The sequence below is a fragment of the Pedobacter sp. 22163 genome, assembly GCF_052045595.1.
GTDB lineage: Bacteria > Bacteroidota > Bacteroidia > Sphingobacteriales > Sphingobacteriaceae > Pedobacter.
In genome coordinates this window covers 705974-724955 of sequence record NZ_JBQEPM010000002.1, presented here as the reverse complement: position 1 = coordinate 724955, position 18982 = coordinate 705974, and the positions used below count along the sequence as shown (strand labels likewise).

Below are 18982 nucleotides of genomic sequence, written 5' to 3'. Positions count from 1 at the left end.
TATCATGAAGCCCAAATTTTATTTATTGCTATTATCAGCCCTGGTATTCTCTAAATTCTCGCAAGCGCAGGAAGGCAGTGCAGACGAGCTGTTTACCCAGGCAAGAACTGCAGCCTTCGAATCAAAAGACTATCCTAAGGCCATTGCACTCAGCAAAAAGGCCCTGGCTAAAAGTCCGGACTATGCAGACATCAGGATTTTTTTAGGCAGGGTTTACACCTGGAGCAAGCAACCTGATAGTGCCAGGCAAGCTTTCGCACTGGTTTTAACGAAACAACCCGATAACAAAGATGCACATCTTGCTAATTCTACGCTCGAATTTTGGGAAGACAATAATGAAAAGGCCCTGCTCAACGTGAATAAAGGTCTTACTTTTCATCCTACAGACGATGATCTTTTGCTGTTAAAAGCTAAAATACTCAACAGCTTAAAAAAATGGACTGAAGCGAATGCAACTATTGAAGAGCTACTAAAACGATCGCCTAATCTTACCGAGGCACGCACACTTGCCGCAAGGGTACGGGAAAATTCTTCCAAAAACAGAATAGGCCTCAATTACGACTTTGTATACTTCGATAAACAATTCGATGATCCCTGGCACATTGTGAGTATAGACTACAGCAGGCAAACCAAATTGGGTTCTGTTACCGGAAGAGTAAACTATGCGAATCGTTTTAACCGCAACGGCCTTCAGTTCGAGGTAGACGCGTATCCGCGTATATCAGACACCTTTCAGGCCTACATCAGTGGCGGGTACTCAAACGACGTAGGCGTGTTTCCTCATTACCGTGCAGGTTTTTCATTGTATGCAAACCTACCGGCAAGCTTTGAAGCAGAAGCCGGATTTCGCTATTTAACCTTTGGCGAATCAACCTGGAGTTATACCGCATCAATAGGAAAATATTACAAAAGTTTTTGGTTTAATTTCAGGACCTTTTTAACCCCTTCCAACGACCAGGTCTCTCAATCGTTCGCCTTAACCACCCGGTACTATTTCGGTGGTGCGGATGATTATTTTAGCCTTCGCCTGGGCACTGGTTTATCACCAGATGACCCCCAAAATAATGTTTTGATTGGAAACACGGCTTACAAGCTGCGATCAAACAACATTACGCTCGGTTACCGGAAAGCCTTTAAATCGCTTAACATCCTCATCATTAACCTCGGGCTGGAGAACCAGGAATACAGGCCTGACACCAAAGGAAATCAACTCGATCTCGGGATTGGCTACATAAGACGTTTCTAATGATAAGGAAGGTAAAGAAGCTATGGATTGTTCTGGCTGTTGCCGCCGGCATTCCATTAACGATGTGGCTCTGCTGGTATTTAACCCCTAAAACCAAAATGGTTGCTGCCATAATCGATAAAACAGTTCTTACACCTGCAGGCCAGGAACATATCTCCTTCTTATGGATTTTAAATCATGAGAAACTAACAAAAACAGCAAGCAAATTTTATAAAATTGACCACGATTATTTTGGGTTCTTCCCACTGGAGGGGGAAAAATTCCGCCTGAAGGGACTGGAGCGGTTTAACCATGATCAGCTAAAGCAACTAAGTGAGGATGTTAACCTGGTTTATTTTACGGATACCTACGGCATTTACCGAAACGAATGGTATACCCAAAAGAATAATAACGAACGCTCCGGAATGGTTTATGGCGGGTTGAGCAGCCAGGATATTGAGTTATTAAAGCAGATGAAGCAGAAGAAGAAGCTCATTATCACAGAATTTAATAGCATAGGAAGCCCCACAAGTCAAGAAACCAGAAAGCAGTTTGAGGATATGTTCGCGATGCATTGGACCGGCTGGACAGGCCGCTTTTTTGAAAGCCTTGATACGACAAGAAATAAGGAACTGCCGCGGTGGCTCATTAATAACTATAAACGGGCAAACAAAAACAACTGGCCTTTTAAAAAGTCGGGCATTGCTTTGGTTAGCGATCAAGACAGGGTCATCATCCTGGAGGATGGCCGCGACTTAAAAAACCCAATGCCGCATATTATCAGTAGTGAATACGGACAAAAAGTACTGGGCTTGCCCGAAGAGATCAAATATGCATTCTGGTTTGATGTCATTCAGCCGAACAGCGCCATTAATACCCAGGTTGCCAGCTTCCGGATGGATGTTAACCAAAAGGGACACGCACTTTTGAAAGCAAATGGCCTAAGTGCTGTTTTTCCTGCTGTATTGATGCATAAAGAAACCGATTATCGCTTCTATTACTTCTCCGGAGATTTCTGCGACAACCCAGTCAACCTATCTTCCTCTTATTTCAAAGGAATTGGTGCTTTCAAATGGTTATTCTACGACACCAGTAACCCGATGGAACGATCCAGCTTCTTTTGGAATTTCTATCGCCCAATGATGACCACCATCCTTGATCAGGAACGGGAGTACAACAACAAATAACTATTTCTTTGTTGGCCGGTATTTTAGAATAACCGATGGTGGCAGCACCCTTGCCTTTGAACCCAAACCTGCATTTTTTCGCTTAAAATTTTCGAATGCATTTTTTATGCGTTCGTAACTCACCTCATCTCTCACCAACTCCTCTTGCATATTGTCGCCTATTTGATAAAGCGATGTACCGTTGAGGTGATAGGAACCCTGGATAAAATCGACCATCTCGGTTTTGGTCTGTATCAGCGGGTAACTGTGCACATTTCTGAATGAGCGGGCAGTATCAAGTCCTGATCCTAACCAGCTTACAGCACCGGGTAAGTCTATACCATAGCCCGACTGAAGATAAGCGAGCAAGCTTGGTGTTACATCGAAATGTGTAGATATGGATGCAAACTGCGCACTACGCTTTAACAGCGGCGAATAAATAATTAAAGGGACATGATAGCGATCGATCTTGTTACTCATCGGGATCTCCGGCATCCGGTGATCTCCGGTAATTACAAAAATGGTGTTGGTGTAGTCTTCTCTCTTCTTATAATTGTTAAAAAAGCTCCTTAAAGCATCGTCGGCATATAAAATAGTGCCATACTGGTTTTTGTAATTACGATAATTATCTTTTTTGGCTTCGTCGAATCCCAAGTCCGTCATCCGTTGTTCAAACCTGGAATTATATTTTTCCTGTTCATTAATCAAGAAGGGATTGTGTGTGGTGACCGTTAAAATTACGTTCAGCTCTGCAGGTTTAGCGGCTTTTGAAGGCCTGTTTGCCAGATAATATTTATATAGCTCCTGATCTCCATATCCCCATGAAAATCCATTTTCTGCCGGCAGTTTGGAATAACCAGCCGAAAAGGACTTAAGGTCTCTGATTTCATCAACGCTGTTCTTTTGAAGAAATAGGTTCATATTATCGAAGCTTGCGTCTCCTCCATAATAGAACGAAGTTTTATATCCATTAAATTTCAACAAACTGAACAAAGAAAGATGATCTGGCATTTGCTTTCCCTGCTCAAGAAAACCATTTTTACCGAAAGGCAAAGATCCCATTAAAGACGGGAGGACTGCAAACGTTCGACCACCAGCACTTAAAAAGTTTTTCCAGTAAAGGCCTTTACTGGCTAATGAATCGATAAAAGGAGTGAAATTTCCCAGATAGGCGCCTTCGTTGGTAAACGCCCGGCCCAAGCCCTCAACGATAATGATCACCAGATTCGGTTTACTGTTGGCTTTATTGAAAAATGGCGTTAGCACATCACGATCATTTGCTTTCCTATAAAACGGGTATTCCGATCCGCCAAGGTAGCTGAAAGTAGCGGGCGCAATACTACCGTCGCCATAATCTCCAATATAGGCATCAGCATAAATATCCACATCCTCATCCCCGGGATAAAAGTGAATATAAGAGCTGCTAAAAAAGTAATCGGCCTTGTTTAATGCGAGGTTATTGACAAAAAGGTTTTCAAAGTTTTTTTTGAAAAGACGCCCCTCGCCACTGGTCATTAAATAAAAAACGGACAGTACGGGTAAGGACCAGGCCAGCCATAACGGAACCTTGATGCGGTTTGGCAATCGCCTAAGTGCAAGTACCAGGAGTACAATAACGAATAAAAAACTTAGTATTAGCGGCAGACTTACCGTACCGGATGCACCAACGGTTTGCTTAATATCGGCAAAAGAATAACCATAAAAATCTGCTCCCAAAGGCACCAGGGCAGTAGCGAAATACTGGCAGAGCACCAGTTGAATGAAGATGGTAATGGCAACAAATATTTTAAAGCTAACTTTAGCCAGTTTAGGATGTACAAAAAACAGCGGAACAAATAGAATAAATTCAAAAATAAGCCATTTTAGCCAAAAGCTCAGATCTGCCATCCACGACCACAACATAAAACTAAATAGCTTAGCCGGGAATTGATGAATTAATCCATTAACCAAAACTTCTACAACTCTGATCACAATTAAAGCAATAAGCCAAACAAGGGCGATTTGCAGAAAAACTATGGTTGCTGATTTAAAACGGCTGATCATTGTTAATTTTTTTCTTTTGTAAATCCCTTCCTGGTCATTTCTCCCCATGAATTCTTCTTCCTCAACAGATCGATATTGCCTTTGATAGCCGACCATACCACAAACGGGTGGAAGATTAATGGCTCCAGAAAAGCGGTAAGAATTAAAAGCAGGAGATTTCTGTTCGTTTTGTACTGGTTATAAGTGAGCACCTCCATCAATATTGCAAAAACCGAATATAAAAATCCGAAGCTGAATATAAAAAGCAATAAACCCAAAAAGAAAGACCACTGGATCAATCCGAAGCTGGCAAGAACAATAAAGGTGATAAATCCGAAAAATTCCACTAAAGGCGCCAAAAATTCAAAGAAAAACCAATATGGATAGCTGATCATACCTAAAAGGCCATATTTGGGATTAAAGAACATGACTTTATGTATCTGCAGGGTCTCTATTGTGCCCCGGGTCCAGCGATTTCGTTGCCGCCCCAGTATTTTAAAGGTCGATGGCGCCTCCGTCCAGCAAAGGGGATCGGGAATAAAGCTCACTTTGTGCGCAATCCCCTTTTCTTGCATGTATCGTCTCATTCTTACTACCAACTCCATATCCTCACCTACTGTTTTGTGATTATATCCTCCGCACTTGATCACAATCTCTTTATCGAATGCGCCAAAAGCGCCTGATATGAGCAGCAAACCATTTAAGCGACTCCAGGCCATCCGACCTAGTAAAAAGGCCCGAATATATTCCAGCGTTTGAACACGCGGCAGGAACTGTCTGGGAAGCTTAACTTTGAGCAAACGCCCATTTTCCACAATACAGCTGTTGGCAATACGAATTACTCCTCCCGTAGCAATCACCCGCTCTTTCGTGTTTTCCAAAAAAGGCTTGGCCAGTTTCAGAATAGCATCCTGCTCTAAGATACAATCAACATCGATACAAACAATATAATCGTTGCTTGAAACATTTATACCAACGTTTAAGGCATCTGCCTTTCCGCCATTTTGTTTATCAACAACAATTAACTTTCTGTAAACTACTTTTCTGCTTCTGTAAACGCCTCTTACTTCCTTGGTTTCAATCTGGCCGTTAATAAAAAAGTCAGCCTTATAAAGATCATAAACTTCAATCAGCTTTGATAATGAATCATCTTTACTCCCATCGTTAATAATAATTACTTCCAGATTGGTGTAATTAATAGACAACAAAGACCGTACATTTTCGATAATATTGGCTCCCTCATTATACGCAGGTGCCAATATACTGATACTTGGCGCCTGCCTGGAACCTGCCAGCACGCCATAATCTGTAAAACTATTTTTTCGCAGGTAGTTGCGGATCTCTCCCATCGAAAACGCCGCGATGAATACGTAGCAGGACAACAGCACCAGTGAATAGGTTAATAACCCATAAGTAAAAAAATCTGTTAAAAACGATTGCCAGCTCACCATTTAATCTCGCTTTTTAGTTGGGGAATCATGTCACTTAAGGGGTAATTTTTGGATCTGGGATCGTTAATCAGGCACTCCAGGCCGATAGCACTGCCGTTGACAAGCGCACGTGCAACCGCAAATTTCATTTCGTGCTGCTCGGCTTCGAGATAACCTAGCAGCGTTGAAACATTTTGCACATCCCCAATCACTGCTACTGCATTCATGATAGCGATCTGATTTTTGTAGGTTTCTGCCTCGAACCTGCTCAGCAGTTTTTCTGATGTACTTTCTATGTATATTTCGGTTAATGTTGAGATCGCCTGCCTCCGCACATTGGCATCGCCATGATCCAGGCAACTTACAATGTTCTCATAAAGCTCGTATCGATGATAATTCCGGACTAATTTAAGGGCAAAAATGACAACGCTCGGATTGCCAGAGTTTAGCCATTTATCAATCCCCGTTAACTCGGCCTGTGGCACTGTAGACAACTCTTTTAAAAGCCTGATCTGCTGCCACTCGGTGATCTGATACGAGATGACATCAAGAAAACGAAGTCCTTCGAATCCAAAAAGATTCAGTACGGCAATCTGTGCTTCAATACGAACCAGGTCATTTTTATTATTCGTATAACGGTATATCTTGGTAAGATGCTCCTTAAGGACCATCGTTCCAATCTGCTGAATAGCATAAGCCCGCACATGCCATTTTCGGCTTTCCAATAATTGGAGTGCCTTTTTATCCAAACCAAGCTGAATGTATAAATGACGCAGGTTTTCACCATAACGCCCAGACATGTTACGCTTTGCTGCAATAATTTTTTTCACAAATTGCTTACAGAATCTCTTATTCTCCAGGTTGGCTTTTAACCGTCGGGTTACTGGAATTAAAGCCAGTTGCCCGGTATTGTCCTCATGAAAGAATATAGCTTTACGAAGTAACAGATCTATCATCCTGTCCCACTTAACATATTCCCTTCTCCAGATTTTCCTGACAAATAGATAAAAAGAAAGAAATGTGATCAGGCAGATCGCCAGAGCGAAGAAAAATGACAGCAGTACTTCAAAAAAAATCATCTCTGATTAACTACTGCAAACCGCTTTATCCGCACAGAAAGTTCGTTAGGACTAAAGGGCTTCGTTAAGTAGTCGTCTGCACCTAAACGAAAAGCTTCAAGTACGATATCCTCCTGTCCCATTCCAGAAAGGATAATGATGGGAGTTTGGCTATTTTCTTTTACCGCAGCTACAATTTCCAGGCCCGAAAGGTAAGGCATCATCACATCGGAAATAATCAGGTCAGGTTGGTACTCATCTATTTTCTGCAACGCATCTCTTCCGTCACGCGCCAGGATCACCTCATGGCCGTCTTTTTTTAAACGGAATTCGACTGTTCTGAGCATTAACTCATCGTCTTCAGCAATTAATACCCTCATATTTAAAGTTATTGGATGTCTCTTGCAAAGTTAATACATTTCAATGGATAATTAAACAATGCGACTGCAATCCGTAATCATTATCAAAGAAATACACAATGCCCAAACACTGGATAAATAGCACCAAATTGAGCACTTAAAAGCAGAAGTTGCGTGCAAACCACTTTCCATGCAATGGGTGAAAATCCATAATTTTAGAGAACGGAACCCAGTAACTTTTAGCGCACAACTACAAGCTTTAAACTACGACTAAATGCATAAGGGTAGATGGATAAGTGGATGAAAAATCACAGTCTTGAAGATGAAGGAAGACACCAATGACTAGGCCTATTTACAATTTTGGTACATTGGTACCTCCACCTATTACCACTGCACTGCCAGATGCGGCACAAGGTTCAGCGCAGAAAAGGCGATGAATGCTGATTTTGAGGCAGAGCTGCTGAAATACCTGCCAAGAGAAGGCATAGTGGAAATTTTCACCAGAACGATAAAGGGTCAGTATAACAGTCAAACGTTTTCTATCGTCGATGACCGCAAGGACTACCCCAAGCAGATCGAAGACCTCGTCAAAAAGATTGACAGGGGACACGAACTTTTGCTAGACGGACACGTTGAGGGAGGTGACGTTCAGGCGATCAAAAATAATTGCAACAATCGGATAGAAATTTTGGAGGCGAGAATAAACGACCTGAATGTGGAGAATGCGGCGGTGCCGAATATAGAAGGCTTACTCCTAAAAGCTATGCGAAATATTGAGCAATTGGACGAATTTTACGATAAATCTTCGGTCGAGGGGAAAAGATTTTTGATGGGCCTGTACATTGGTAGTTTTGATGGGTTCGTGAAGCTGCCCGCCCAGTTTTTTAGTGAGTCTCCCCAGCATCTCCTGGTTAACTAAAAAGCGTTCTGATCCATCTGGAAGTATGTACCTACCATTTCCAATAAATCTGACCAATGACTCAATGCCGATTTCTGAAGCCAGGCGGCAAAAGAAATATCCTCCAGGTTTAAGTACGCGTCACATGGAGGTTAGCATAGCTTCGAAATGTTCCTGGTTTTCCGCAAAATGGAGTACAGGACTGCTAATAACCAAATCAAAACTTTCTTTTGTAAAAGGAAGCTTTTCGACCGGAGCAATTTTAAAGTTTTCTTCTGAGTTGATCTGAGGAAATGCGGCAGCAAAGGTTTTCAGCTGCGAGATGGCTTCCGTGTTTTGATCAACGCCATACACTTCCGCTCCGATTTTTAAAAAATACAACAGGTTTCGACCTGTTCCGCACCCAGCGTCCAAAATGGTACAGCACTCATCGTAGGTGCCTTTAAGCAACTGGTCGAATAAATAAGTATCAATGTTTCCGAAGGTTTCCTGAATATGCTCACTTTTCATCTGGACGATAAAGATAGAGACAAAGAACGGTCAATGGAAATTCTGCCTGCGTTGTTGATACCAGTGTAGAAATATTGCGATGTCCTTGAGAACTTCTTTTTTGGCGGACCGAATGTTTTACTATTTTCGGGCCCGATGCCCTATCCCATCCATTATGAAAATTCCCGATACCTGACCCATGGCTTTCGTGCGGTGGATCTGGAACGATTTGATGCGTTAAGCGTGGAGGTCTTCCGGATATTATCTGATGATCATACTTTGCGCTATCTTCCATCTAAGCGTATGGAAAGCCTACAGGAGACGGAATTCTACCTTCGGACGATGCTGATCAATTTTCATACAGGAAAAAACCTCTTACATTTTATTACGGATAAAAGAGCGGTCAGGTGGTAGGCATGATTGACCTGATTTCTCCGGAACTGGCCAGGGAGCAATATCGGGTCAGTGAATATCCTTTTTTTGTTGAGTTTTATTTGGGCAGTTTTGCCAGTGGATCCTATTTGATGACCGAGTTATTGCCTGCTGTGGTTGAGCAGTTACTGGAGGGTGGAATTGGGCGTATTGGTGCTGTGGTGAACAGGCGAAATATTGCGGCAGAAAAAGTACTCAAAAAGGCAAGGTTCAAAAAGATAGATGCTTTTGATCTGGAGCAGGGTCTTTACGAGGTTGGATTATAATGGATCAGCGATTGGCTTTAAGTCAAGTTATGTCTTTTTCTCTGAATGGAATTCTTAATCTTTAGAAAAGTAGCGGTAATACAAACAGGTTCTGCAAGACTGAAATTGTAGCGAAGTTTATTCCGGAGAAGGGATATCACTGCTTAACAAAACTGGATAAAACGACCGGGAAGATTGAGATTTTAGATAGATAAGTTTGAGTATAAAATCATCAGATAAATCTTTATTGAACAGTTTCAATAGAAAAGCCTTAACCACGCCCACATCTTCAATAGCCATAGAATCAAAAAGCAGCATTCGTTGGCTGTCTGTATTCTTATGTAAAATACAGATATATTTGCCGATGATGTTTATATTTACTACATCGTCGGTGTATACAGATTTTTGTATTTCTATATCTTGCGCATATTTCTCGCAAAAATGGTTGATATTTTTAGAAATCTTTCTCGCGTCCTGAGTATAGTTTAGGAAGTTATCCCTGTCATTAGTATCTACGTATAATATAATAGGATTGTGGCTCATAAATAGTTCATTTCTTAAACCTAGCAAACCGCTGGCGTAAAAACAAATAGTTTTGTTATAATTACAAGCAATTATTATTGAATAGTAAGGTGGTTCCGGTCATCAAATCCGCCAATTTCTAAACTTAGCATAGCAGTAGGCGCGTTGCCGTAGACTACATTAGATTCTTATCCTTGTTGAGGTTTCCAAAATACTGTTTGCAGCAAGATGCCCTGCTAAATATTAATAGAATTGCCCGGAGTGATATAAATTCACCCGACACATGGTCCGGGTTTCATCAAACCGCTAGATCTCAGTCTGGAAGAAATTATGGATTCGATAAATTATTCAATCTATCTTTCAACAGCCTAAACCTAGCATATTATTAAATTCTAACAAAAACAACAAATCTGGAAGCTCGATTAGTCGTAAAATACTGACCATTTTCTTTACCTTGCATTTACATAATTAAATAAACAGTTGAATGACACCGAAAATAATTCATCATATCGTCGGACCTTCCAAAACAGAAGTAATAATTGACTGCATACAATCCTGGTCCATCTTAAAACAACATGGATTCAAAATTGCAATATGGGATGATGATGGTTTAAAAACATTTATTCAAAACTACTTCCCCTTTGCCCTGCAGGCATTCCTTACAGCAAGAAACCACGCAGAGGCATCTGATATTGCTAGATATCTGATTATTTATAAGTATGGAGGATATTATGTAGATTGGGATATTAAGCTGTTTAATATTGGAGGATTTATAGATCTCTGCAATTCAACACCACTTGGATATTTATTGATAGATAAAAGCAATGGCACGTTAGCGTCAGAGCACTTCTCGGCGCCAAAAAAAGAGAAATATTTAATGTTTCTAGTAAAAGACATTATTCATACCTTTCAGCGTGATGAGCGAGACTTAATGGCCACTCCACAATACTCAGGACCTTATAGAATGAGATCGGCATTTAGGAGGTATCAGGAGTCTCAACAGGAAGTACTTGACGTAAAGGACGTTTTTGAATATGATTATTCAGAAATCCGCAAGGCAGAGGTGTATGGAAAGAAAAATATAATGGTACATTTTTGGGCACATTCTTGGATTAAATAGCTTAACATAATTAACTATTAGCAACTCGGAGGTATATTGTGAATGACTTTTTTATAACAACATATATCATTAGCAGCGAAAGCAAGGCTCAAATCGAGTATAACCTTGATCTGTTTCCTGAACTTAGCCTGAGCGATCTTGCATTCCCAGAAGGTTTAACTGAAGTACAAAAGCTAAGTCATATACTTGAGGAAGCAATCGCTGAAAGAGATGATGCAATCCTCATCATTTCGAATACCGATTTCTTAAAAAACTACCATCGTGATACATTTCTTTCATCCATTTTTCAATTAGTTGACAAAAAATTACACTCACTCATCCTAGATGGATATTTCACTGAAGTTCCTACATGTATTAATGATGAATTTTTCTTAATTGAAAAAACAGACGAACTAAAAAGTTTCCTTCTTTTAGGTAATACTTTTGAATTTATCAAACGCGTGATCCAAGACTCAACCGCTCTTAGCAAGGGGATCGGTGAAATAAAAGACATCCTGAATTTATATCATATAAAAAAAGCCTTTTCGTCGAGATTGGGAATCAAAAAAGATAAATTAATTAAGGAACGCCTGATAGAAAGCAAACATCACAAAGATAGAAACCGGATTAATCTAATTGTACCTTTTAGAAATGTTGAGAAATACATTGAAGAGTGCTTAGAATCCATATTAAGTCAGAACCATTTAAATTTCAGGGTATTTTTTATTGATGACTGCTCTAGCGATGCCTCGACAGACAAAATACCCAATCATCCAAAATTCGTGATTGTAAGAAACAGTGAAAGAAAATATGCGCTTCAAAATATACATGAAGTTTTAATTTCCCAATTATTTTTTCCGGACGACATCATAGCTATTTTGGATGGTGATGACGCGCTTATGGATAATTATTCACTCGATGTTGTAGATAGGTATTATCGCGGAAACAACCTTATGACATACGGCAGTTTTAATATCTCAAGAAGCTATTCACTACCACAGGAATATTGTTATACCGTTGAGGAATTTAGAAATCTCAGGGTTGCAGCATGGAAAGCCTCACATTTAAAAACTTTCAAATACAAAGCTTACAGCGAACTGCTCTCACAAGACCCGGAATTAACAGCTTTCAAAGACTCTTTTGGACAGTTTTACAAAATGACTTACGATATTGCTCTAATGCTTCCACTGATGGAGATTTGCGGGTACGATTACGTAGCATTTAATCCGTTACCAATTTACTTTTACCGCCTTCATGAAAACAACGATCATATGGTGAATAGAGCATTGCAAGAAAAGATCGACTTTGAGATAAGAGCTAAAAAACAATTTAGACAAACTAATCTTATTAGTTCTCATCTATTTGATAAAAATTAGATTTTCATCGCCAATATTGTTGTCAAACATATAGGTAAGTATTTTTGAGAATTTTTTCCTCTTTGCCCGGATTCTCAGCGAGGGGACTATCATTATTTTAAACCCCGGTAAGACTTTTAGAAAAGTGTCGACGCTAATTCCACTCACGTTTCTTAAATGATGAGGAAGAAACTCAACTATAAGAACTGTAGCAGACGATAATATTCTTTGCATTCCTTTAAGGGCAAAATATTCCGATCCCTCAATATCCATTAATACAACATTGAACTTTTTATTCTTGAAAACGTCATCCAGTCTAAAGGCAGGGACGCTAATCTGTTCCGGATTATCGTAGTAGTACATATGATCCTGTATTATTGGCTTCCGCTTGCTTCCTCCACTGTTTTGTGTATTTAACAGGAACTCAAGTTCAGTAGGTTTATCATTTGCCGCAAAATTAAAAGCCTTACAGTTTTTAGTATTGTTTATAGCAAGATTGTATTTTAATAATTTATAGCTTATAGGGTTAGCCTCCACAGCAAAAACCAGTTTTGCAATTCTGGAAAGTGGTATGGTTAATGTTCCGATATGAGCTCCAACTATAAGCAGTTTTGTTTCTGAAGAAATAAAATTTGCAAGATATTCGATTTGTTCAATGGCGTTTTCTCCATATTTTCTTAAGTTCAGTCCTATACAGTTATCTTCTGGCTGGACCAAGTAATTTCCATTGCCTGTTTCAACGAGTAAAGCCTTAGTAAACTTCTCATTAATTAAATTTGGAAAGTTAATAACCATGTTCGACCCTTGCTTTAAAGCTTTATTTGTATCTATGTTTTCTTCTTTAAAAAACTCATCTCTCATTTGAGAAAAAAATATTTCTCTTTCCCTTTCATTCAAACTCAAGATTTTTTGGCGAACTTTTTCAAGTGATTTATTCATCAATTTTACCTATAATGTATCGCTTTACTGACCGATCTACTTATTCGTTCGAAAATAGAAAGGTTATCAGTTAGTATCTCCGCATCTGCGAGCATTCCAATTTTTAAATGTATTCTTTTGTTCTGTGTTTTCTTTGAGATTATTACCTTGGAAAAAAATAAACTATCTTTTAGCGGTATTTCACTTATAGTTGAAATTTTTCCTTTCAGATATCCATACTCCTGAAAAGGAAAACTGCGGACTTTGATGAGTACTTCCTGACCGACTTTTGCTTTGCCGACATTTATCTGCGGAATGTACATCTCTCCGAAATAAACCGCATCCTTGGGATTGATAAAAAAAACATCTCTGTTCGCTTCCAGATACTGGTTCTCCTCAATGGTGCCGGAAAATAAAAGCCTTCCTGGAACAGGTGCGGTTATTACATATTTTTTTATCCAGCTTTCTGTTTCGCTTATTAAACTGCTCAATGATTGGACAAACTTTGATTTTTGCGTTTCGACATGATCATCCAATTCCGCCAGTTTCTGCCTTTGTAAGGCGATCGATGATTTATTGTCTATAATCATACTTGCCGTTTGGTTCAATGGGTATTGTTTATTTAAATAATAGGCTTCCCTCTCTTCCAGTTCAGATTTCGATATCACTTTTTTCTCGTCCAGCTTTTTGTAACGCTCAAACTCTCTTTTAGAAAGTTCAAATTCTTTTTCCTGCAATTTTTTCCTTTCCGCTATGGTATTGTTTTGTTGGGATAAGAATTCGATATCCTTTAATATAAAATTTCTATTTTTAGCATATATACCCAAATCGAGTGAGGCTTGATAGGAGATATAGGCTTGATAAAAAATCTCATATGACGCCTGTAATTCGCCAAGCTTTAACACACCGGGGTTTTTAAGCAACATCTCGTGCTTACCATTAACGCTCTTTAGTGAAAGTTCCCTTAAAATCTTTAAAAGTGCTAATATCTGTTGATGGTCGGCAGTACTTTCCATAAACGCCAGCACCTCGCCTTTTGTTACAGTTTCCCCATCTTTGATAAAGATCTTATCTATATTGCCTGGCACCCTATTTATTACTACTTTGGGTCCGTTTAAGGCATTTATTTTAATTGAAGCGTTAATTGTGTCTGGATAGGTGATAACAAAAGAAAGTCCCAGGATACAGACAAGCACCATAAAAACAAAACTAATACCCCGTTTTAGCAGCCACGATGGTGGCTTAGCTATGATATCCTGCAGATCTTCACTATGTTTATCTTCATTAAAGTGCTTCGCCATAAAATGCGGATTAATTTCCAAGTTCTAGTTGATTTTTCACCAATTTATAATATTCACCTCTCTGTTCAGTAAGGGCTTTGTGTGTACCTTCTTCTATAACTTTACCTTTTTCAAGTACAATAATATTGTCCGCATGGCTCACTGTGCTGAGCCTGTGTGCAACTATGATTACAGTTCTGTTTTTAAAAAAGCTTTTTAAATTATCAATAATCACCCGCTCATTATTAGCATCTAAAGCATTGGTTGCCTCATCAAAGAGGATGTATTGAGGTTGCTTATAAACCGCCCTTGCAATGAGCAACCGTTGTTTCTGACCTTGACTAATTCCCCTGCCCGCTACTCCGATTTTAGTTTGAATTCCGAATGGTTGTTCGCTGATGAAATCAGATAGGTTAGCCATCTCTATAGCGTGCTGAATGCGCACTTGATCTGGGAATTCTTCTCCAACGGCAATATTGTTTTCTATCGTATCTGCAAAAATATGGCCTTCCTGCATTACAATCCCACAAGACTCACGCCATGTATGAAAAGATATTTGGTTAAGTTTTTTTCCTCCTACCAGTATTTCACCCTCCTCAATTTCATAAAACCTCATCAATAATTTCAAAATGGTTGTTTTACCGCTACCACTCATGCCAACAATTGCCGTTGTTTTACCTTCAGGAAATTTTAAAGTTAGATTTTCAAAAATCAAATTGTTTCCCGCCCCAAAATATCTAAACGATAGATTGCGCATTTCAATACCTTTATCGGCGGGCAGGTCAGAGGTAAATTCCTTCTCTATAGGCTCTTCATCTTCGGTTTCATATATTTCATTTATCCGCTCAAGACTTATTTTAGCATCCTGATAAGATTGTAAAAATTCTAACAGCTGTTCAACAGGGCTATTTACCATTCCAACAATATACTGTATGGCCATCATCCCGCCAAGCGTAATATCCCCATCTATAACTGACTTTGCGCTAAGATAGGTAATTAAGATGCCTTTGATCTGATTGATGGCCATTGAGCCAACTTGTTGGTATTGAAATAGAGCAAGGCTTTTTACTTTAAACTTGAACAGCCTAGCCTGATATTTTTCCCATCCCCACCGCTTTTGTTTTTCGGAATTACTCAACTTAATATCTCGAATACTGGAAATCAATTCAACCATATAAGTTTGTGTGTCAGCAGAGATTTTAAATCTTTTATTGTCAAGTTCTCTACGATAGCCCATAAAGAACAGTATCCACGCGGTGTATAGAACTGTACCTAAAATGAACACAAGAAAAATGATTTTATCATAGATAATCAGTATTGTACCGAATATTAATAAGTTGAGCATGGAGAAAAGCGTAACAAGTGTAGAACCTGTCAAAAAAGATTCAATTCGTTGCTGATCACCCATTCGTTGCATGATATCCCCATGCGTTTTAAGATCGAAAAAAGCCATAGGCAGCTTCATCAATTTCATCAATAAGTCAGTTAAAATTGATATGTTAACCCTTGTGCTTATGTGGAGCATAATCCAAGAATGGATAAAAGATACACTTACCTGGCCTATATATAGTACCAATTGTGCAATCAGGATTAGGTTTACAAAACCAATGTTTTTTGTATTGATACCGATATCTACAACAGATTGAGTCAGAAATGGTGTAATCAATTGCATCAATGTTCCAAGCAACATCCCTAATATGATCTGGAAGAACAGTTTTTTGTACTTGAAGAAATAAGCAAATATTTTGTTCCACTTTAACGAGTTTTCGGGTTCATCATCGTCCGAATCATAAAACTTTGGAGTTGGTTCCAATAAAATCGAAATTCCTTCATGCAATTGCCTTTGTGCAAACCAATTACTGGCAAATTCCTTACGATCCATTGTGACCAGCCCATTCGCTGGATCAGCAATATAGTATCGTTCATTTTTTATCTTATAGAGAACTACAAAATGATTTTGGTTCCAGTGTAAAATACAAGGGAGTTCTATCTCGTTTAATTGGTCGATGCTAAGTCGTACACCATAAGTCCGAAAACCCATTGTCTCTGCCGCCTGACTTATTCCGAGCATATTCACACCTGACGTTGTTACTTGACATAGGCGCCTTATACGGATTATGGGAACATTTTGTCCATAATATTTAAACACCATCCGTAAGCAGGTGGCGCCACAATCCATCTGGTCATACTGTTTATAGAAAGGGAAATTCTTTCTCAATGTCTAATTATTTAATAGGTTTAATATTTATAGCAATATCAAGTTATATTTCGTAAAACAATTTACATATTGCACATAACTGTGGGATACCTGAAATATACCAAAAAATTCGACTTTACCGACTTAACGATATCGCTTTTTGCAGTACCAAATCTTGTCTTAACTTAATAGACTCTATAGACTGTTCACAATATACATCTGGCTTTATTCCTTTCAAATGATGTTTTTTGCCATCCGTGGTTTTGACCAGCATACCAGTAAAATATACAGTAACCTTTCCTGGCAAATATGCAATATTTACATCTCCATTTGTTCCCGAAGTTGGCGTTCCGATTATTGTACCGAGGTGGCAATCCTTCACCAATCCAAGGATTGATTCGGCCGCGCTCTGGGCAGAAGCATCTGCTAAAAACATGATGTTTCCCTTTAGATGATTGGCTATAGAAGGATTATATTCCTCTTTCACTGGAAGATAACTAACATTTCTATAATCTGGATACAATATTTCCGGAATGAACATTCGGGAAACCTGAAGTTTTTTAGTGATTAAAGCTTCAATTAGATTTTCACTAACTGTCTGGTCGAAAGGGTACCCACGAAGATCAAAAATTATATTACGTGCAGTGGTCAACTCTCTTAGGTCTTTGGCATTTAATGAATTTCTTGTCAGATCGAAGTAATAGACTTGAGGGTTCAGCCACCCATTAGATCTTTTCAGATAGCCGCTATTTCCAGGAACTAAAAACTTCGCGGGTTCGTCGCTTTTCAAATCTATTTTTTTTATAACATTACCACGCTCAATCTTCATCGAGATATTCTTTGGCATGTTCTGCGTCAAGGCATTATTTAAAGCTAGTAGTGTTTTCATCTGCCGTGAACCCGAATTATAGTTCATCAGAGAATCCAATATCGTTTTAATCGATTTATCATTAATCTCCTTGACGATATCCCCCGGCGAAAGGAAAGCAGATGTAGTTTTATTTAGCACATCCTTAACAACGACTTTCTTCCTCACTTTAACTAAAGAAATTGCTGGACTATAAAGGCTATCATTTATATCCTTAGTAACTACAAACATATGAGCGTCGTTATAGTATCCAGTCATCTTCTTGATAGTTTGTATGAATCCTTCTGGCGACTGTGGACGAGCAGCATCTGCCAAAGCCTTTTCCAGTATGGCCTCGGCTGATATTTTAACATCTCCCCAATATGGATAAGAATGTTTAAAAATGTTCCAAAGTATAATGACATCAGCTAACCTCACCTCCGTAAACGAAAATGCAGTTTTACCGTAGTAGTCTTTGTTCAAAGTTTTGGCAATGGAACCTGATTGAAAATCATTTGATTGAATTGCCACGGGAAAAGTTTTACTTTGATTCCCCAAAACAACCAACGGCATCAGAAAGTGAATACCTTTAACTAGCTCCGTTTTAATATACTCGCCAAAATTGAGTTCTTTATTGAATAATGGAAGGTCTGTCGAATTGACTTCAAGTGTTATTTGCTGAGTTCCCAAAGTTTTTCCATCATCGTCTATCTCCATGGGTTTAACCTTTAGTCCATTTTCAATAACTATGAGTTCAGGTTTGTTCAGTGACGCTGGTATTCCCAAATTTGAATTGAGTTTGAAAATTAAGTGATTTACAGAATCTCCAACCATACCATTAAATACATAATCCTTACCGCTAGTTTTATCAAGAATCAAATTTTTGCTAGAAGACTGCGTTCCTGAGATACCCATTGACAGCGGCAAAGTAAATGTGCTATCATTGACTTCCGCACGAATCCTAAATTCAAATGGAAGGCCGCGATATCTTCTGACATCATACTTTCCAGTAATATTTGCTGTATACTGATTCCTTTGCTCAAAGGGCGAACTGCGGTTTACCCGTATACTGTAATATGGTCTTTCCATTATTCCACTATAAAGGTTGAAGCCTAGATGTTGCCAATAAACTGGTAGTAAATCTTTCCTATCTAATGGGCTCATCTTCTGTTCATCAAATTTGATAGTACTTCCGTTGTCAGAAAATTGGAGGGAAGGGGCAAGTGGCAAAAATATTGCCTTTAGGTTTTGTAACAATTCCTGATCATTTTTTACATCCATCATTATCTTGCTGCCATTGATGGCTACGTTATCCCAAATCCCTAGTTTAGCCTCGTCGGATGGGTGGAAATATTGAACATATCCAAATGTTTTGGAAAATGCTATTAGATTTTTCATTTGTCGCTTGGATAATTGACAAAAACTAAAAATGGGAAGCAG

At 39.0% G+C, this 18982-nt stretch carries 16 protein-coding genes; 6 read left to right on the top strand and 10 right to left on the bottom strand.

Going from position 1 to position 18982, the window contains the following annotated elements:
* Positions 1–4 precede the first annotated feature (4 nt).
* Both ACTJKN_RS07625 and ACTJKN_RS07620 read left to right on the top strand, forming a co-directional pair.
* A complete protein-coding gene (locus tag ACTJKN_RS07625) occupies positions 5–1246 on the top strand; it encodes a YaiO family outer membrane beta-barrel protein (RefSeq protein ID WP_440823743.1) in 1242 nt (413 codons plus the stop codon).
* Positions 1246–2412 carry a hypothetical protein gene (locus ACTJKN_RS07620; RefSeq protein ID WP_440823742.1) on the top strand — a complete coding sequence of 389 codons (1167 nt, stop codon included), beginning with the start codon at positions 1246–1248 and terminating at the stop codon, positions 2410–2412. The genes ACTJKN_RS07625 and ACTJKN_RS07620 overlap by 1 nt, the downstream gene beginning before the upstream one ends.
* Here the strand turns inward: ACTJKN_RS07620 and ACTJKN_RS07615 are convergent, their stop codons facing one another.
* Genes ACTJKN_RS07615 through ACTJKN_RS07600 form a run of 4 tightly spaced genes read right to left on the bottom strand, consistent with a single transcriptional unit; the run spans position 2413 to position 7281 of the window.
* Entirely contained in the window at positions 2413–4434 is a 2022-nt protein-coding gene (locus ACTJKN_RS07615; RefSeq protein ID WP_440823741.1) for an LTA synthase family protein, read from the bottom strand. It abuts the gene before it with no gap.
* Positions 4435–4436: 2 nt separating this feature from the next.
* The gene (locus ACTJKN_RS07610; RefSeq protein WP_440823740.1) at positions 4437–5864 is read right to left on the bottom strand and encodes a glycosyltransferase; all 1428 of its coding nucleotides are present in this window, start codon (positions 5862–5864) and stop codon (positions 4437–4439) included.
* Entirely contained in the window at positions 5858–6922 is a 1065-nt protein-coding gene (locus ACTJKN_RS07605) for a HEAT repeat domain-containing protein (protein WP_440823739.1), read from the bottom strand. The genes ACTJKN_RS07610 and ACTJKN_RS07605 overlap by 7 nt, the downstream gene beginning before the upstream one ends.
* Positions 6919–7281, bottom strand: a complete 363-nt coding sequence (locus tag ACTJKN_RS07600) for a response regulator transcription factor (RefSeq protein WP_440823738.1) — start codon at positions 7279–7281, stop codon at positions 6919–6921. Before ACTJKN_RS07600 ends, ACTJKN_RS07605 begins: the two co-directional genes overlap by 4 nt.
* Before the next feature lie 412 nt (positions 7282–7693).
* Between ACTJKN_RS07600 and ACTJKN_RS07595 the strand changes: the two genes are divergently transcribed.
* Positions 7694–8179: a hypothetical protein gene (locus ACTJKN_RS07595; protein ID WP_440823737.1), complete on the top strand. Its 486-nt coding sequence runs from the start codon at positions 7694–7696 to the stop codon at positions 8177–8179.
* Positions 8180–8299: 120 nt separating this feature from the next.
* Here the strand turns inward: ACTJKN_RS07595 and ACTJKN_RS07590 are convergent, their stop codons facing one another.
* Complete coding sequence (locus tag ACTJKN_RS07590) at positions 8300–8668, bottom strand: class I SAM-dependent methyltransferase (protein ID WP_440823736.1); 369 nt, start codon at positions 8666–8668, stop codon at positions 8300–8302.
* Between the two features lie 386 nt (positions 8669–9054).
* Between ACTJKN_RS07590 and ACTJKN_RS07585 the strand changes: the two genes are divergently transcribed.
* Positions 9055–9345, top strand: coding sequence for a hypothetical protein (locus ACTJKN_RS07585; RefSeq protein ID WP_440823735.1), 291 nt, complete (start codon positions 9055–9057; stop codon positions 9343–9345).
* Positions 9346–9462: 117 nt separating this feature from the next.
* Here ACTJKN_RS07585 and ACTJKN_RS07580 read toward each other — a convergent pair whose 3' ends face one another.
* Positions 9463–9867, bottom strand: a complete 405-nt coding sequence (locus ACTJKN_RS07580) for a hypothetical protein (RefSeq protein ID WP_440823734.1) — start codon at positions 9865–9867, stop codon at positions 9463–9465.
* A gap of 463 nt (positions 9868–10330) precedes the next feature.
* Between ACTJKN_RS07580 and ACTJKN_RS07575 the strand changes: the two genes are divergently transcribed.
* Together ACTJKN_RS07575 and ACTJKN_RS07570 are read left to right on the top strand one after the other, a co-directional pair.
* Positions 10331–10966, top strand: a complete 636-nt coding sequence (locus ACTJKN_RS07575) for a glycosyltransferase (protein ID WP_440823733.1) — start codon at positions 10331–10333, stop codon at positions 10964–10966.
* Positions 10967–11004: 38 nt separating this feature from the next.
* Complete coding sequence (locus ACTJKN_RS07570) at positions 11005–12321, top strand: glycosyltransferase family 2 protein (protein WP_440823732.1); 1317 nt, start codon at positions 11005–11007, stop codon at positions 12319–12321.
* Here ACTJKN_RS07570 and ACTJKN_RS07565 read toward each other — a convergent pair.
* The 4 genes from ACTJKN_RS07565 to ACTJKN_RS07550 form a co-directional block, all read right to left on the bottom strand.
* The gene (locus tag ACTJKN_RS07565) at positions 12304–13239 is read right to left on the bottom strand and encodes an FkbM family methyltransferase (RefSeq protein ID WP_440823731.1); all 936 of its coding nucleotides are present in this window, start codon (positions 13237–13239) and stop codon (positions 12304–12306) included. The genes ACTJKN_RS07570 and ACTJKN_RS07565 overlap by 18 nt on opposite strands.
* A 5-nt stretch (positions 13240–13244) precedes the next feature.
* The gene (locus ACTJKN_RS07560; protein WP_440823730.1) at positions 13245–14519 is read right to left on the bottom strand and encodes an HlyD family secretion protein; all 1275 of its coding nucleotides are present in this window, start codon (positions 14517–14519) and stop codon (positions 13245–13247) included.
* A gap of 10 nt (positions 14520–14529) precedes the next feature.
* Complete coding sequence (locus ACTJKN_RS07555) at positions 14530–16716, bottom strand: peptidase domain-containing ABC transporter (RefSeq protein WP_440823729.1); 2187 nt, start codon at positions 16714–16716, stop codon at positions 14530–14532.
* Positions 16717–16831: 115 nt separating this feature from the next.
* Positions 16832–18940 carry a S41 family peptidase gene (locus ACTJKN_RS07550; RefSeq protein WP_440823728.1) on the bottom strand — a complete coding sequence of 703 codons (2109 nt, stop codon included), beginning with the start codon at positions 18938–18940 and terminating at the stop codon, positions 16832–16834.
* Positions 18941–18982 lie beyond the last annotated feature (42 nt).

What these genes read in the sequence shown, in the direction of transcription:
- ACTJKN_RS07560 (WP_440823730.1), bottom strand. Translation starts at nt 14,519, where the DNA reads ATGGCGAAGCACTTTAATGAAGATAAACATAGTGAAGATCTGCAGGAT.
- ACTJKN_RS07595 (WP_440823737.1), top strand. Translation starts at nt 7,694, where the DNA reads ATGAATGCTGATTTTGAGGCAGAGCTGCTGAAATACCTGCCAAGAGAA.
- ACTJKN_RS07590 (WP_440823736.1), bottom strand. Translation starts at nt 8,668, where the DNA reads ATGAAAAGTGAGCATATTCAGGAAACCTTCGGAAACATTGATACTTAT.
- ACTJKN_RS07610 (WP_440823740.1), bottom strand. Translation starts at nt 5,864, where the DNA reads ATGGTGAGCTGGCAATCGTTTTTAACAGATTTTTTTACTTATGGGTTA.
- ACTJKN_RS07620 (WP_440823742.1), top strand. Translation starts at nt 1,246, where the DNA reads ATGATAAGGAAGGTAAAGAAGCTATGGATTGTTCTGGCTGTTGCCGCC.
- ACTJKN_RS07615 (WP_440823741.1), bottom strand. Translation starts at nt 4,434, where the DNA reads ATGATCAGCCGTTTTAAATCAGCAACCATAGTTTTTCTGCAAATCGCC.
- ACTJKN_RS07580 (WP_440823734.1), bottom strand. Translation starts at nt 9,867, where the DNA reads ATGAGCCACAATCCTATTATATTATACGTAGATACTAATGACAGGGAT.
- ACTJKN_RS07575 (WP_440823733.1), top strand. Translation starts at nt 10,331, where the DNA reads ATGACACCGAAAATAATTCATCATATCGTCGGACCTTCCAAAACAGAA.
- ACTJKN_RS07600 (WP_440823738.1), bottom strand. Translation starts at nt 7,281, where the DNA reads ATGAGGGTATTAATTGCTGAAGACGATGAGTTAATGCTCAGAACAGTC.
- ACTJKN_RS07550 (WP_440823728.1), bottom strand. Translation starts at nt 18,940, where the DNA reads ATGAAAAATCTAATAGCATTTTCCAAAACATTTGGATATGTTCAATAT.
- ACTJKN_RS07565 (WP_440823731.1), bottom strand. Translation starts at nt 13,239, where the DNA reads ATGAATAAATCACTTGAAAAAGTTCGCCAAAAAATCTTGAGTTTGAAT.
- ACTJKN_RS07625 (WP_440823743.1), top strand. Translation starts at nt 5, where the DNA reads ATGAAGCCCAAATTTTATTTATTGCTATTATCAGCCCTGGTATTCTCT.
- ACTJKN_RS07605 (WP_440823739.1), bottom strand. Translation starts at nt 6,922, where the DNA reads ATGATTTTTTTTGAAGTACTGCTGTCATTTTTCTTCGCTCTGGCGATC.